The sequence below is a fragment of the Candidatus Hydrogenedentota bacterium genome (genome assembly GCA_013359265.1).
Lineage (GTDB): Bacteria > Hydrogenedentota > Hydrogenedentia > Hydrogenedentales > SLHB01 > JABWCD01.
In genome coordinates this window covers 143,840-159,188 of the sequence record JABWCD010000009.1, presented here as the reverse complement: position 1 = coordinate 159,188, position 15,349 = coordinate 143,840, and the positions used below count along the sequence as shown (strand labels likewise).

The window sequence follows — 15,349 nt, the reverse complement described above, 5'->3', positions numbered from 1 at the left end:
AGTACGTTGCTCTCACGGTAGTGCTGATTTTTTCATTCTGCTTGGTTGTGGATATCTTGCGATACCGGAGTTTGGGCACGGCGCGCGAACTCCACGTAGGCGACTCCAGGGAGACAGTTATACGAACGCTGGGAGAGCCAACAATCAGGTGCGAAAAAGACTGGCAAATGATCTCTCGCGACGTGAATACGTTGACTGAAAAGGATATGAATCTGGCCGGGGCGATTTTTTGGGGTGAGCGTCCGGAAATTTGGGGATATGGCAAGATGTTCGGACCAATTGAAGAATGGTTTGTCACATTTCCGCCTTACCTGTACCCGTTTAAGCTTCGCCTCTTTGGTCCCGACCCTGAGGACATTCAGATCGTATTTGATGAGAATGAATTGGTATCGAGCGTGCAAATACCCGAAGAGTAGCTGGAAGAAATAGTTTGCTTGCGTTCCTGCAATCGTTGAACAATGAACAGTGGCTGCTGCCGGAACGGCGGGAGACTCACACCAAGCAGTAACGCCGGCAACAGTTGGGGCCTTGATATGAGGAGGCTGACAGTTCTTCGTCGGTTTGGCCCGATTGAGTGGAAGTTAGCCATAGCATCCTTGGTAATCGTGTCCCTCGTTACTCCGTTCGCCGCAGATTCCATAAGGTACAGGTTGCTTCTTCGGTGGGCCGGCACAGTTGAGGTGGGCGATGGAGAGCAAGCTGTTCTCGATAAGATGGGTGTGCCGGCGCTACGCGCCGCCACTGTTATTGCTTCCGACGCGGACGAGAAACTCGTGTATGGACGTTACTTTGCAAGTCCGTCCGACTGGTTTGACATAGCAGACGTGCCGTTTAATCTGATTCGTTGGCGTGTACTTCCCGCCGCGGACAGCGACGATATAGTCATCCTTCTCAAAAACGGACACGTGACAAGGGTGAGACTGCCGAGTTAACCTCAAGATGGCGTAGCAATTTGTCGATTTGCGTGCGTTCCCGCAGTAGTTGAAGAATGAGGAGTGGCTGCTCCCGGAACGGCGCGAGACGGCGAAGAAATGAGGGTTGCAGTGTGTTTTCGGCGCGGAAGCGGGTGGCGGGCCGGTTTGAATCACTAAGAAGAGCAAAGCAGAGCTTTTCAAGAGCGCGTTCCCAAATGGAAATTTGGGAACGAGAATATTTCGGTGCACGACATACGAATAAGATGACGCGCAGGAGCACAAGCACGAAATTATCGGGAGGGAAGAGGGAATGAACGAAACGAAAACAATCCCCGCGGGCGCGCGTCTTGGGCGGCGCGATTTTCTGCGACGGACGGCGATGACGTCCGCGGTGGTGGCCGCGCCGATGATCATTCCGGCGACGGCGCTGGGCAAGGGTGGGCGGCCCGCGCCGAGCAACCGCATCACGATGGGGTGCATTGGAGTCGGCAGCCAGGGCACGGGGAACATGAAGGGATTCCTGAACTTTCCCGAGGCGCAGGTCATTGCGGTGTGCGACGTCGACCGCGAACGCCGCGAAAACGCGCGCAACATCGTCAATCAGAAGTACGGCGACGACTCTTGCACCGGCTACCACGATTTTCGCGAACTGCTTGAGCGCAAGGACCTCGACACGATTGCGCTTGCGTTGCCGGACCACTGGCACTCGATTCCCTCCATCGCCGCCGCCCGCAAAGGGTTCGACATCTACGGCGAAAAGCCGCTCGCGCTGACGCTGAACGAAGGCAAGGCGATCGTCGAAGCCGTGCAGCGCTACAACATCGTCTGGCAAACGGGAAGCTGGCAGCGTTCGCAGGCGCACTTCCTCCAGGCTGCCGAACTCGTCCGCAACGGCATGATCGGCGAAGTGCACACCGTGAAGGTCGGCCTGCCGACCGGACGTCCCATCGAAACGCAAAAGGAAGAGCCGATCCCCGACGGGTTCGACTACGACTTCTGGCTCGGGCCCGCGCCGGAAGCGCCCTACACAAAGATGCGCTGCCACTGGAACTGGCGCTGGATTCTCGACTACTCCGGCGGCCAACTCACCGACTGGATCGGCCACCACGGCGACATCGGCAACTGGGGCATGGGTACGGAACATACCGGCCCGGTCGCGATCGAAGGCAAGGGCGTCTTCCCCGACGACGGATTGTGGAACGCGTCAACGAGCTATCTCATCGAATGCACGTTCGCGCCCGGCGCCAGCCCCGTCGCGCCGAAGGGATTCAAGATGATTCTTTCGAACCTGTTCCCGATGGGCACCCGGTTCGAGGGAACGAAGGGCATGGTGTTTTGCGATCGCGGCGATCGGCTCACCACCGAACCCGCAAACCTGAAGACCCACCAGTTCGGCGCGGACGCCATTCGCCTCAAGAAGAGCGACAATCACGCGAGGGATTTCTTCGACTGCGTGCGCAGCCGCGAGCAGACGGTCGCGCCGGTCGTGCCCGCGCACCGCGCGATCAGCCTCGGCCTGCTCGCCAACATATCCATGCAGCTCGAACGCAAGATCGTGTGGGACCCGGTCACCGAAACGTTCCCGAACGACGACGAAGCGACACGCAAAATGCAGCGGGCCATGCGCAGCCCGTGGCACATCTAACGAGGGAGAGCGATTACCATGGACCATACAGCAATTCTGGCGGCTATCGCCCCCGGCGCATCGATGGAAGACACCGTCGCCGCGATCAAACCGTACAAGTTCGGTGACAGCACGACCGGGCTCAAGGCCGTTGAAGGACTTGTCACCGGCAGTCTTGGAAATGCGGACGCGCGGAAAGCGGTGGCGGCGACGTTGGTGGGCGTGCTCACGTCCGCCGACGCCACGCGCGACGCGAAAATCTTCGCGTGCCGCCAACTCGCGATATGCGGCGGCGCGGAGAACGTTGCCGCGCTCGCGCCGCTGTTGACCGCAATCGACACGTCCAACATGGCCCGCATCGCGCTCGAACGCATTCCCGGCGGCGAAGCCGACGCCGCGCTCGTCGACGCGCTGGCCAAGGCCGACGCAAAGTCGCAGATCGGCATCGTGAATTCGCTCGGCGCGCGGCGCTGCGCGGCCGCCGTTCCCGCCATTGCGCCCCTGGCGAAGTCGAAAGACCCGCTCCTCGCCGACGCCGCGGCAGCCGCGCTCGGCCATATCGGCGGCGCCGACGCGGTGAAGGTGCTGAAGCGCGGGGTCGCGAGAAGCGCGCGGGCGACGGCAGCGAATGCGCTGCTCGAATGCAAGGAGCGAGGGTGAAGAGAGGGTTTGAGTTTAGGGTCTGGCATTTCACATTTAACATTTGCAGCGACGCAACCGATTACGTGGCAGCTCTTTCGTGCTCGTAATCGTGCTCGTACTCGTAATCAAGAGCTCGACATCTATCGAAAGGTCATCTCGATTCAGTGGCTACGATATGTCCAAGCATGGAGTCGCGCTTAAAAATCGACGCCTAACTTGAACGAATGCATAGCACATCGAAGTTTTTCGATTGCTATGTCGGTACAGTTTTGCTTTGCATTTTCGAAACCCGAAACCCGAAACCCGAAACCCGAAACCCGAAACCCGAAACATGAAACGCAAACTCCTCCTAGTCCTCATCGCCCTCCTCGTGCTCGCGCTAGCCGGCGCGGGGTGGACGTACCACAACATCACGAAGCGCGTGGTCGGCGAGTACTTCGACGCGGACGGCGTGAGGATTCACTACACCGTCGAAGGCCAGGGCGAGCCGGTCGTTCTCGTACACGGGTTTGCGGCGAACGCGGACGCAAACTGGCGCGCGCCGGGAATTACGGAGGCGCTGGCCAAGGACTACAAAGTCATTTGCCTCGACAATCGCGGACACGGCCTGAGCGGTAAACCCCACGATCCAGCAAAGTATGGGACCGAATTCTGTAAAGACATCGTGCGCCTGTTGGACCATCTGAAGATCGAAAAGGCGCACGTCGTCGGCTACTCGATGGGCAGTTTCATTACGCTAAAATTCGTGACGATGTACCCGGAGCGATTGCTGAGTGCGGCGCCCTGCGGCGCGGGCTGGGAACGCGAAAACGATCCCGACAACCATACTCTTGAAATTGCGGAATCGTTGGAAGAAAGGCAGGATTTCACCCCGCTGTTCCAGGCCATCTCGCCGCCGGGCAAGCTCCCCGGCCGCCGTGGCCTGCTGAGCATCAATTACGTTCTCAATCTGACAAACGACGCCAAGGCGCTCGCCTGCGTGATGCGCAGCCTCAACAATCTCATTGTCACCGAAGCGGAATTGAAGGCGTGCACCGTGCCGACGATCTCGATCGTAGGCACGAACGACCCGCTGCGTGACGGCGTGGACCGCATGAAGGACGTGATGGGCAACCACGAGACGGTATACATCGAGGGCACCGACCACATCTCGACGATTCGCGATCCAAAGTTTCTCGATACGCTGCGCGCGTTCTTGAAAAAGCATGGTGCGGGTGCGAAACCGGAGGAACACGAGTCGAGGCAAGCGGCATGAGACCCGCCTTGTCCAGCGTCGATCACAACGTGCGGAAGGCCTGCCAATGAACCAACGCGAGTTCGCGGGCGCCGCGGTAAAATTGTTGGGATTGTACTTTATGCTGACGGGGATATTGATGTTTGTGAGTGGTTTGTCTGCCGCAGTTTTCGTCACGGGGGAAGACGCGGAAAATTACTTCCCGCTAGGCATGCGCGCCCTCGGCGTGCTCGCGCCGATGATCTATATCTTTGCCGCTTTCAAGTTCATGTTCCGCACCGATCGCGTGTTGCAGTTCCTTTTCAAACCTCAGGAGGACGCGGAATCGCAGACGCAGCCAGTATTGTGGACCTCGCATTTGGAACTGGGGATAAAACTCTTAGGCCTCTACTTCCTTGTAAGGGATGTGCCGGACGTATTCGAAGGTCTGGTGACGATGTTGAAAACGCACGATCTGCTTATGGGTAATTGGTATGTACTTTCCAGCAGCGTCCGCTGCGCGCTTGCAATCTTCATGATTGTCAAATCCAGCCTGGTGGTCTCCTGGCTGTCAAAAGATTCGCCGATCACGAAGCCCGAATAGAGTGAGGATTCTTGTTGTGTATATGACGCTGGATATAGACGCGCCCTCGACCGCGGAAACCAAAACCCGCATGCCGGCGGACACGGTCGGCGATCCGTCGGTTGAGCATTCGTATAACCCATGAAATCGTCTGTTTTCCAAATAAGAACTGTTGCTGCTGGCCTCTTGTTCGTTACTGCCTGCCTTCCTGCCCAACCGCAACAAGTCTCGATTGCAACGTTTGTCGCCGATATCACGCCGCCAATTGGCGCGCCACTCTGCGGGGGCGCTGTGATGCCCGTGCGCGGCGTGGACGACCCGCTCACTTCGCGCGGTATCGTCATCCTCCCGGAGGGGCAAAAGCCGATTGTGTTGTGCGCGGTGGACTACACCGGCATTGCGAACGCCTCGCACGACGCATGGTGCGAGGCGCTGGCGACCGCGTCGGGCACATCTGCCGATCGTGTCGCCGTCCATTGCCTGCACCAACACGACGCGCCGGTCATTGACGCAAGCAGCGAGGCCCTGCTCGAAAAGCACGGCCTGGGCGGATCCATGTGCAACCTGGATCACGCCAAAGAGGCGCTCGACAAGACCGTCGCCGCCGCCGCCGAAGCGATCAAGCGCCCGCGCTCCCTATCGCACATTGGGTTCGGGAAGGCGGAGGTAATCGACGTCGCGTCGAACCGCCGCGTGCTCGGGCCGGACGGCAACGTGAAGTGGATTCGCTGGTCCGCGACGAAAGACCCCGAAGCGCGCGCCCAACCCGTGGGCACAATCGATCCCCTCGCGCGCGCGGTCAGTTTTTGGGACGGTGATACGCCCGTGGCCGTCCTTACGTATTACACGACGCACCCGCAAAGTTACTACGGCATGGGCCAGGTCACCTGGGACTTCCCCGGCATCGCGCGGAAGATGTGCGAAGACGCTGTCCCGAATGCCGCGTGGATTCATTTCAATGGCGCCGGCGGCAACGTGACCGCGGGAAAGTTCAACGACGGAAATCCGGTGAACCGTCCCGCGCTCGCCGGGCGTCTCGCCGAAGGCATGAAAAAGGCGTTCGAGTCCACGGAGAAAAAGCCGCTCTCGGCGGACGACGTGCAGTGGAAGGGAATCGCCGTCGCCCTTCCGCGCCGCGCCGAGATTTCAATCGAACACGAGCGCGCGCTGCTCGCGGACGCAAACGCGGACCCGGGCCAGCGCCGTCGCGCCGCGGGCGAACTCGCGTGGGCCGAGCGCTGCGAATCGGGTGACACCATCGCGCTGACAAGATTGCAGATAGGCCCTGTCGCCATTCTGCACATGCCCGGCGAATTGTTCGTCGAGTACCAACTCGCCGCGCAGGCGATGCGGCCGGACGCGCCCGTGTGCATGGCCGCGTACGGCGACTACGGCATGGGGTACATCGGCACGACCGTCTCGTATTCGCAGGGCGGCTACGAAACGCAAGTGTACGTGTCCGGCACCGCGCCGGAAGCGGAACCGGTATTGATGAATGCGATGCAGGAATTGCTGAAGTAGTGTCGCAACGGAACGGGAGATGACTATGTTTACTTCGCGAAATTGCATGTGGCTCGCGCTGGGTCTCGTGTTCGCGGGCCTCGCGCACGCGGGCGACTCGACGCCCTTCTCCGCGTTACATCCGCGGCCCTCGGGCTTGGCCGAACCCAATGCGCCCCCCGGACCGCTAAAGGTTGATTTCGCTTCGATCGGCGAAACCGCGGGCATCGCCTACGATCTCGTCGCGCACTTTCCGAAAGGTTCGCCGGAGTTTCGCGTCGATTCCGTCAAAGTAAACGAAAAACAGTTCGAAACTTTCATCGTTGCGAACCAGGGTATCTTCAACGGCCATCGCGTCGTGCACGGAAACGAGGATTTCACCGTGTCCGTCTATGCGAATTGGACGCCGAACACGCAATACGCAATTGCCGTCGAAGGCACGACCGAATCCGGCGAGCGCGTGAAACTGGCCGCGGCGGACAAGGCGCCGGAGAAACGCGGCAGCGCGTCCGTGTCATTCGCCGGGCCGACGCACGACTTCCCGTACCACCACATCGCGCTCACGGTTCCAAAGGAAATCGTCGCCGCGGGCAAAGTGAAATCTGTAGACGTGGACGGAAAAAAGAACCGCGATGCGAGGTACTTCAATTTCGGTAAGTCGTATGCGCAGGCGTACAAGAAAGACGACCCAGTTGAGGGCGAAAGTTACGATGGCGTCGTGGACGGCACGCGCAACTTTCGCGTAACCGCGCCCCTCTCGTGGCTGAACGCCTCGAAGCATTCCATGCAGGTAACCGTCGCCGACGAGGCGGGCAAGGAAACAGTGTATTCCGCCGAAGGCGAAGCGCCAGGTTCCGGCGGCTATTGGAGCGCGGACTGGCCGCATTCCGCGTCGCTTGTCGCCGAAGAAACCGCGGGCCTGCGCCGCGATCAGGAACCCGTCCACGTCGCGGTCGCGGTCTTTGCCGACGATATCAAAAAACCGGAGAACGAAGTTCGCATTGTGACCTACGACCCGACGCATCCGAAGGCCGGCGCAGACGGCTGGCTTGTCGCGCCGTCGCAGATCACGAACGTAACGGTCTGGCGTGACGAACGCCTTCTAAACTCGGAAGAGAAGGACCCCGAGACCGGCGCGCTGGTTCATCGATATGACGCGACAACAACCATTGAATTGGTCTTCTTCGCCGACGTCGCGGCCTACGAAGAAAAGGTCTACTACCTTGCGTACGGTAACCCGAACGCGGAGAAGCCCGCGCTCGAAAGCGATTTGAAGGTCGCCAAGGGTGAACGCTTGAGCCAAACGGTCGAGAATGAGACCTACAGCTATTTCCTCTCCGTGAACAGCGGATCGGTCGAGACCATCACGATTCGCGGCGAAGGCGATCCCGTTACGCTCGAACACAAACTCGAGACCAACGGCGCGGTCCATTGGAACCCGGACATCTATTCGCCGCCGACGCCCTGGGTCCACATCAGCGATTGGGAAACGCCCATCTTCGACCAGGTGAGCGGCCCGTTGTTGCACCGGACGCGACGGTACGCGCCGCTGCCGCACATGGACTCTGTCGTCGCGAGCGTGGGCTATTCGTTCTACGCGCACAAGCCCTACGTAATCGTGTCGTCGTTCATGGAAGTGGGCAAGGACATGTTCGTGCAGGCGCTGCGCAACGCCGAGATCGTGTTCAACCACGAAACGCTCAAAGAATTCGTGTGGGAAGACGCGCTCGGCAAGGTGCAGACGATGGACGTCGAGTCCGCGCGCAAGCACCCGATACACGCGCTCGAGGTCCCCGCGGACACGCCGTGGATGGCGCTCGTGAACCGCGAGAAGAAAGTCGGCTTCGCCAATATCGCGATCGAGTATACGAACGGCAACCGCTACGGGCATCCGCCCAGCGAGGCGCAGCCCTATTTCTACGTGCAAAACGGGCCGTGGGTGTATTGGTCGCGCCCGATCGTGTACCCCTTTGGCGGCACAAACTTCACGCGCATGATGCCCGTGCGCGCGGGCGCGTACTACCACGACAAGAACGCGTGGATCGCGTTCCGGTTCGCGAAAGGAGACGATCCCTTTGCCGAGATCAAACACCACCAGAAGCTGCTGACGAACCCGCTGCGGGTACACGAATGGGCCGCCACGAACGACCGCACGCCCGAGACATGGGTGATGCCGATCCTAACCATGCCGTTTGACGAAGGCGTCGCGGGCGCGGTGAGCGGACACAAGGCCGCCGACGGCGAGAAGAAGTAAGCCATGAAACATCTAGCAGTAACCTCAATACTCGTTGCGACGCTTGCGGCGCCGTTTGCGTTCTCCGCGGCGGAATCCGTCGAGCGCGGCCGTGACGTCGGCGATGGCAACGTGCTCTACGATTCGCCGTATGATCCGAAGAAGGTGGACGGCGTTACATTTGTCGCTCCCACCGTCGCGTACCCCTATTTCGAAATCGTCGTGCCGCTCGGCGACTGGACCGAAGGCAAAGGCGCCACGCTTTCGAAAGTCGTCGTGAATGGCGTCGATTCGGATTCGTTCTACGTATTCGTCGATGGTTTCTCGCATGTCCAATCCGGATGGATCACGCGCGACGCGGACTCCGCGCCGAACGTCGTTATTGTCACGAGATCGGTCTGGCACAACGACGAGGACACGACGATCGACATCCATGTCTCTGCCGCGGACAGGTCGGAACCCATCGTAAAATCGGTCAACGCGAAGGCGCCCGGATCCGGCGGCGTGCCGAAGGGGTGGACGCGTTATCAGTCGCTCGTCTTGACCGAACCCGCCGGGCTCGCGCGCGAGAACGAGCCGGTCGAGATTTCGCTCACCGCCCGCGCGGAAGACTGCGCGGACATCGAAAAGGAATTGCGCCTGTTCTCCGTGGACGACGGCGGCGCACTCACGCCGGTCGCGGTCCAGACGTTCAACCCGCGACGATTTATCGGGCGTCCGCCGGGCACGTCGAATCCGAACTATTTGCAGCATCCGTCGCAGATGGTCGAGGCGGTGTTCCTGGCGTCCGTGCCCGCACTTGCGTCGCGGGTATATGTCGCGTTGTACGGGAACGACAAGCCGTCGCCCGCACCCGCGGCAGACACCGACCTGAAAGTAGGCGGCGACTTCCCGGGGGTCGTGGTCGAGAACAAGTATTTTGTAACCGACCTCGACGACAGCTCCGGTCAGGTGAAATCGTTTCGCATCAAGGGCCGCGATGATAAGCCCGCGCCGTTGCTCACGAACTCGTTGACCCTCGCGGCGCACTGGAACCCGGATTCGTTCTCCGACAACGGAAAGTGGGGCCACACGTTCGCCTGGAACCCGCCGGACGACACGACCGTGACCGCGAACGGCCCCATCATGTTTCGCATTACGAACCGTGGGCGCATGCCGGATTGGACGCCGCAGGTGTATGCGTCCGTTACGTACACGTTCTACTCGAACTCGCCGTACATGAAGTGCACCACCGTGACGGAAGTGCGCGATGAGTTGAACGCCTCCGCGATCCGAAACGGCGAACTCGTACTCGATACGCACCTCGTGGACCATTTCGTGTGGCGCGAGAAGAACGGCGCACTGCGCACCATCCGCACGGCGCACGGCCCGAACTGGCAGGACGAATGGGGCACGCGCGTCGATCAGGACGTGCCGTGGCTCGCCATGACGAACGAGTCCGAGGGGTACGGCGTCGGTGAGGTCATCGCGTCGTCCATTTCGTTCAATACGAACCGCGGCGAAGCAACGACGCACCGCGCCGCATTCTACCTGTACTACCACCACTTCTGGAACGTCCCGCTCACGTACTTCACCCGCGGGTGGGTGTATCCGTTTAGCGACTACCAACGCGGGCCGATTGTCAAAGTCGATCCCGGCTCGACCTACGTCGAGAAGATGGCGTTCTACCCCGTGTACCTTGGCGACGGCGACGAACGCTACGCAGCGTTCGATAAGGCCACCACCCAAATCCAGCAGCCCTTGGTGCAGCGTTGGGGACGATAGCACAAAGGAGCACAGGCGTCCCGCCCGTGATTGATTTGGGCGAACCATATGTATTCATGAAAACCGCAAATATCGTAAAATGTATTGAATTATGTAAAGCAAATGACCCTCGTCTTGTAAAAACGCGCCGCGACCCAACCGGCTTTTTCGTAAATTGCTGGCCGTTCTGTCAGCTAAACAGGGGTCATTTCGCAGGGCGGGTTCGCAGGATTAGTGCAACGCGTTGGGCATATGAAGTGAAGGCAGAGCGCTTCTGCCTCATGTTCGGGTTGCCCCACGCATACCCAAGGTTGTGCGAGCGCCAAGAATCCTCGCACAAAGATGTACAAAAGCCTCAAGTGTGTAGGTGGGAGTAACAACATGAAAAAGCTGACGTTAGTGGTAGTCGCCGTCGCCGTCGCGCTGCTGTCGCTGTACTCCTGGGCCGCGCCTGCGCCGCCCGGCGAGGGTTGGGTATCGCTGTTTAATGGCAAGGACTTCACAGGGTGGAAAGTGCCGGACGCCGCGAAAGACTGCTGGTCAATCGTCGATGGCACGATCGACTGCGATCCGAAAACGGGCCGAGAGGGCGATACAGCGGTCTGGAGCGAACAGGAACTCGGCGACATCGAGCTGTACTGCGAATGGAAGATAAAACGCACGGAAGGAATCTATAACGTACCGACCGTGCTGCCAAGCGGCCTGGACGCGACCGACGCAAGCGGCAAGAAGATCGTGACGCCGATGCCCGGCGCCGATTCCGGCATCTATTTGCGCGGCGCCTCGAAGGCGCAGGTAAACATCTGGTGCTGGCCAATTGGGTCCGGCGAGGTCTACGGCTACCGCATGGACGAAAAGATGCCGCCGGAGGTCCGCGCGGGCGTTACCCCGAAGAAAAAAGCGGACAAGCCTGTCGGCGAGTGGAACACGTTCCTCATTACGATGAAAGGCGATCGCCTCACCGTTGTGCTCAATGGCGAAACCGTCATCGACAAGGCGCAGTTGCCCGGCGTGCCCGAGAAGGGCCCCATCGCGCTGCAAATGCACGGTGGCTACGACGAGGCCAAGAAGGAATGGAACGGCGCCTCGAGCCTCGTGCAATTCAGGAACATCTATTACCGCGCGGCGAAGTAGAGTAGTTGTAGTTGTGACGCGACCACGGAGGCCGATTCAAAAGCGTCCTTGTCCTGTCTTCTCGTGCTCGTGCTCGTGCTCGTAATCGTGCTCGTAATCGTTTATCGACGGTCGTCCCAAAAGCCGTCCATCTTGTCCATTCAGTCCATGAATTTGCATTCGTCTGGGTAAAGCGAGACTTCATGATGATTGGTAATCGTAATCGGTATCCGTTCCCGGGCCGGGTTCCGGCGTGGCGCCGGCTTACTGCTTCGCGTGCCACAACGTTTGGCGGCGGTATCCCTCGCCGATCGAGTAGACCTCGTATTCTTCCTCGTCGTACGGTGACTCCTCGTACGCGTAGGACTCCGCCTCCTCGATCTCGGCCGTGGGCCGAAACAGGAAGTAGCCGTCTTCCCACGGCATGTAAACGATGGGCAGTTCCGTGATTGGGTCGGTCGGGATTGCGTCGAGATTATCTGGCAGCAATTCGTTCAAAGCCGCGGGATACGCGCCGCGTTCGGACTTGTACCGCTTGAGCGCCAGCGCGACGCGGAGCGTATGCTGCGTCTGCGTTGACATCAATTGCGACGCGCGCGCGGACCGCGCGTAGTAGGCCGCGTTGCCCAAGTACCAGTGTTCGCTGCCGGTCTCTTCATCCATACGTTCTACGGCCTCTTTCATTTCCGAATACGGCTTGTCGACAAGCGAAGCGAGCCGCAGCGCGGTCTCGTGCGTCTTCTCCTTGTTGTACACACCCGTGAAGGAGAACATGCGCTCGACCAACGGATTGTTAACGTCCGCTTGGCTCGTTGTTCGCGGGAACGCGAGGTCGACGTCTTCGATAATCAATTCTTTGAGCCGGGACGTATTCTCGCGCGGGGCCAATGCCTCGTGAATCGCGGCAAGGTGCGAATCGGTGAAATCTGGCCGTGCGGTCAGCTCCCAAAGCGCCGTGTCCGCGCGCCACTCGATTCCGTGCCGCGTCGCATAGTTGGAAAGATACGGATCGCCGCCGACAAGTTCCGCGAACAGCACGGAATCTCGATAGGCTTGCACGGCGTCGTCGACGTTGCCCCATCGCGCTTCGAGCAGCGCGCGAAAGTTGAGCAGTTTGGCGGGCGCCAGCCGATCGGGCGGCAGGGTGCCGTGGTCGCCGTAGTCGTAGTCCCATTCCGAGCGTGTCGGATCGATTTCGACGTAATAGATTCCGTTTCGCGCGGCCGTGGCGAGGTTCGCAAGTTCGGTCGACGCGCGCAGAAACGAAAGCAATCCCTTCTCGATTTCGACCGGCGAATGCGTTCGCGGATCGATGGACGACTCGAGTTCCGATAGTTCGCTCTTCGCGCTCAACGTGCGCGCGATCTCGACAAGGTCCAACGGATGCAATTGGTATCCGCCGGAGAAGTACGCATTTACCAGAGACAGTACGAACGGAAACTCACCTTCCGCGAGTGCTTTGAGGTTCCGCTCGCACGACCAATCAATCGGAAGCGTACCCACCGGAAGGCCCGCCACGGCGTCCTTGTACGCGTCGAATCGGTCGGTTTGCCGCTGCTTGGCCTCTTGCAGCACGCCAAACTGCGGCTCGGCGCTCGTGGTCACGCGCTGCGTCCACAGCACGAACAACAGCGACAGAGCGGTGAGCGCGACGGTAACGACAACGGCGAGCGCGATGAGTGTCTTCTGTCCCGAGCCAAGGCCGGGCGGCTTGGGCCGCGACGTTGGCGGCAGCGGTGGCGGTGGCATCGTGGACATGTCAGGCACCTCGCGCGGGACGTATTCCTCGAATGAAGATTATAGCGAAGCGAGCCACGCGCGCATCTGTGCGGGGTCTTCGCCGAACATCAGCGACCCGGGCACGATGTAATCCGAACCGGCCGCATGAAGCAGCGGCACGGTATGCCGGCGGATACCGCCGTCGGATTCGATCTCGGCCTTAAGTCCTCGCTCGGCGATAATGGACCGCGCGGCGCGAATCTTGCCCGGTACGCTCGGGTCCATGTCCGCGCCCTTGATGCCCACGCGCGTACCGACAATGCAGACGATCGCGAGATCGTCCCAGAACGGATCGAGCAGTTCGATCGGTTGATCCAGCGTGAGCGAGATGCCCGCGAACTTGCCGTTTGCCTTGATGGCATCGATAACGTCGCGCGTGTCGTCCTCCGAATCGGGATAGACGATAAACCCGTCCGCGCCAGCCTCGACGAAGGGCTCGACCCAATGAAGTGGATGCGTGCACATCAGGTGCACTTCAAGCGGGAGTTTCGTGTGTTTACGGATCGCCTTGAGCAGATCGGGGAAGAACAGCAGCGTCGGCGTATAGTGGCCGTCGGCTACGTCGATGTGAAACATCTCGGAGTATGGCTCGACGCGCTTAATCTCCGATTCCAGATTGGTCAGGTCGGCCGACCAGAGCGATGTGGAACATTTCAGCATGGGAAGCACCTTATCGATTGCGGACGGTACAGACTACACGGAAGGCGAGCGGCCAAGCCAATTGGCCGGCGCTACGGCAGCGCCAGGAGAAAATCTTCGATGCGCGCGCGCACGTCGGCGGTATGGCGCTCGATGCTCAGCGACTTCGATGTTACCTCGGCGAACTTCGCGCCGGGGATTTCCTTGGCCAGCGTCTCCCCGAATGCGTAGGGATGGACCGGATCGACGCGGTTCGCGAGAACGAGCGTCGGCACTTTGATCGCTTTCCACGCGCGGTCGGCGCAGGGCGCGTCGTTCGGGATTCTAATGAGCTTGATCGCCGTCTCGTCCGCGCGCGGATGGTCAAACTGCGCGAGATTCGATGCCGCGGTATCGGGCGACTCCTTTTGCAGCGCGGCGTATTCGGGCGTTGCCCTGAACACCTCCTTTCCGCGCTGCGCGCCGTGTTCCCGAATGAGCTCGCCTATCAGTACCAGCACGCGCAGATTGGCGGGCATCGGCTGGCCGAGCCACGCGGGACGTTGCAGCACGAGCGCGCGCACACGGTCGGCATAGCGCAATACTATGTTCATGGCGATGGCCGCGCCCATCGAGATGCCGCCCACAACGGCCTGCTCGACTTTTCGGAAATCCATCAACGCTACTACGTCGTCCGCAAGGGCGCCGATGTTGAGCTTGTCCTCCGGGCCAAGGGGGCGCGTCTGTCCGTGTGCGCGGCAATCCATCGATATCAGGCGAATGCCGCGGTGCCCGCCGACAAAGAACGAGAAGGGCTGCGACACGTCCGCGCCGAGACCGTGTTGATAGACGAACGGCACACCGGTCCCTTCGTCGCGGAAGTGGAACTTGAGCGAATCGCGATCAAACGTCAATGGCATACCCAGACCGTCCCGTCAGTTCAGTCTCGCAGCCGAAATCTCGGCGTCCGGCAGCCCCGCCAGCATTCGGAACTGCGGGTGCGAATGCAATGCGCGCAACTGCGGCAGCGTGGCCACCGCGGGGCGCATTTCCGGCGCTACGCCGAGCGCGGTCTCGATGCACGCAACGGCTTCCTCGTGGCGGTCGCGCGGGAGGGACGCGAGAAAGATCGCGAGATCGATGTGCCCCTCGGCGTTGCGCGGTTCAAGTTGCGCGGCCAGCCGCAGTTCCTGCTCGGCTTCCGCGTGTTGGCCAAGGCCGGCAAGCCCGCGCGCGAGCATTCGGCGCGCCATCGCCCAGCCGGGGTATTTCTTCACGACGTAGCGGAACGCATTGCGCACTTCGGCGAAATCCTTGCGTTCGTAGGCCTCCATGCCGCGCTTCCACGCCCCCCGAATCCATTGGCGCTGCACTACAAACGCAACAA

Annotated in this window: 14 protein-coding genes; 10 read left to right on the top strand and 4 right to left on the bottom strand. The window is 60.4% G+C overall.

The annotated features are described in order from the left end of the window. Positions 1–71 precede the first annotated feature (71 nt). From HUU46_10490 to HUU46_10445, 10 genes are all read left to right on the top strand, one after another. The gene (locus tag HUU46_10490; protein ID NUM54060.1) at positions 72–416 is read left to right on the top strand and encodes a hypothetical protein; all 345 of its coding nucleotides are present in this window, start codon (positions 72–74) and stop codon (positions 414–416) included. A 117-nt stretch (positions 417–533) separates the two neighbouring features. Then, positions 534–932: a hypothetical protein gene (locus HUU46_10485; GenBank protein NUM54059.1), complete on the top strand. Its 399-nt coding sequence runs from the start codon at positions 534–536 to the stop codon at positions 930–932. 292 nt (positions 933–1,224) lie between these two features. Further along, positions 1,225–2,559: a Gfo/Idh/MocA family oxidoreductase gene (locus tag HUU46_10480; GenBank protein NUM54058.1), complete on the top strand. Its 1,335-nt coding sequence runs from the start codon at positions 1,225–1,227 to the stop codon at positions 2,557–2,559. An 18-nt stretch (positions 2,560–2,577) separates the two neighbouring features. After that, positions 2,578–3,198 (top strand): HEAT repeat domain-containing protein, encoded by a 621-nt coding sequence (locus HUU46_10475; GenBank protein NUM54057.1) that lies wholly within the window; start codon positions 2,578–2,580, stop codon positions 3,196–3,198. Positions 3,199–3,511: 313 nt separating this feature from the next. Next, positions 3,512–4,435 (top strand): alpha/beta hydrolase, encoded by a 924-nt coding sequence (locus HUU46_10470; protein ID NUM54056.1) that lies wholly within the window; start codon positions 3,512–3,514, stop codon positions 4,433–4,435. Positions 4,436–4,535: 100 nt separating this feature from the next. Then, positions 4,536–4,997: a hypothetical protein gene (locus tag HUU46_10465; GenBank protein NUM54055.1), complete on the top strand. Its 462-nt coding sequence runs from the start codon at positions 4,536–4,538 to the stop codon at positions 4,995–4,997. Between the two features lie 120 nt (positions 4,998–5,117). Continuing rightward, a complete protein-coding gene (locus HUU46_10460; protein NUM54054.1) occupies positions 5,118–6,497 on the top strand; it encodes a hypothetical protein in 1,380 nt (459 codons plus the stop codon). Positions 6,498–6,522: 25 nt separating this feature from the next. Next, complete coding sequence (locus tag HUU46_10455; GenBank protein NUM54053.1) at positions 6,523–8,730, top strand: hypothetical protein; 2,208 nt, start codon at positions 6,523–6,525, stop codon at positions 8,728–8,730. Between the two features lie 3 nt (positions 8,731–8,733). Next, the gene (locus HUU46_10450) at positions 8,734–10,473 is read left to right on the top strand and encodes a hypothetical protein (GenBank protein ID NUM54052.1); all 1,740 of its coding nucleotides are present in this window, start codon (positions 8,734–8,736) and stop codon (positions 10,471–10,473) included. Between the two features lie 360 nt (positions 10,474–10,833). Continuing rightward, positions 10,834–11,586, top strand: a complete 753-nt coding sequence (locus tag HUU46_10445) for a DUF1080 domain-containing protein (GenBank protein NUM54051.1) — start codon at positions 10,834–10,836, stop codon at positions 11,584–11,586. Positions 11,587–11,829: 243 nt separating this feature from the next. Here the strand turns inward: HUU46_10445 and HUU46_10440 are convergent, their stop codons facing one another. The 4 genes from HUU46_10440 to HUU46_10425 all read right to left on the bottom strand — a co-directional run bounded on the left by HUU46_10440 (position 11,830) and on the right by HUU46_10425 (position 15,296). Next, on the bottom strand, positions 11,830–13,323 hold the full coding sequence (locus HUU46_10440; GenBank protein ID NUM54050.1) for a hypothetical protein: 1,494 nt from the start codon (positions 13,321–13,323) through the stop codon (positions 11,830–11,832). Between the two features lie 39 nt (positions 13,324–13,362). Further along, positions 13,363–14,004 carry a ribulose-phosphate 3-epimerase gene (locus HUU46_10435; GenBank protein ID NUM54049.1) on the bottom strand — a complete coding sequence of 214 codons (642 nt, stop codon included), beginning with the start codon at positions 14,002–14,004 and terminating at the stop codon, positions 13,363–13,365. Between the two features lie 71 nt (positions 14,005–14,075). After that, entirely contained in the window at positions 14,076–14,882 is an 807-nt protein-coding gene (locus tag HUU46_10430) for an alpha/beta fold hydrolase (protein ID NUM54048.1), read from the bottom strand. Between the two features lie 15 nt (positions 14,883–14,897). Beyond that, the gene (locus HUU46_10425) at positions 14,898–15,296 is read right to left on the bottom strand and encodes a hypothetical protein (protein NUM54047.1); all 399 of its coding nucleotides are present in this window, start codon (positions 15,294–15,296) and stop codon (positions 14,898–14,900) included. Between the last annotated feature and the right edge of the window lie 53 nt (positions 15,297–15,349).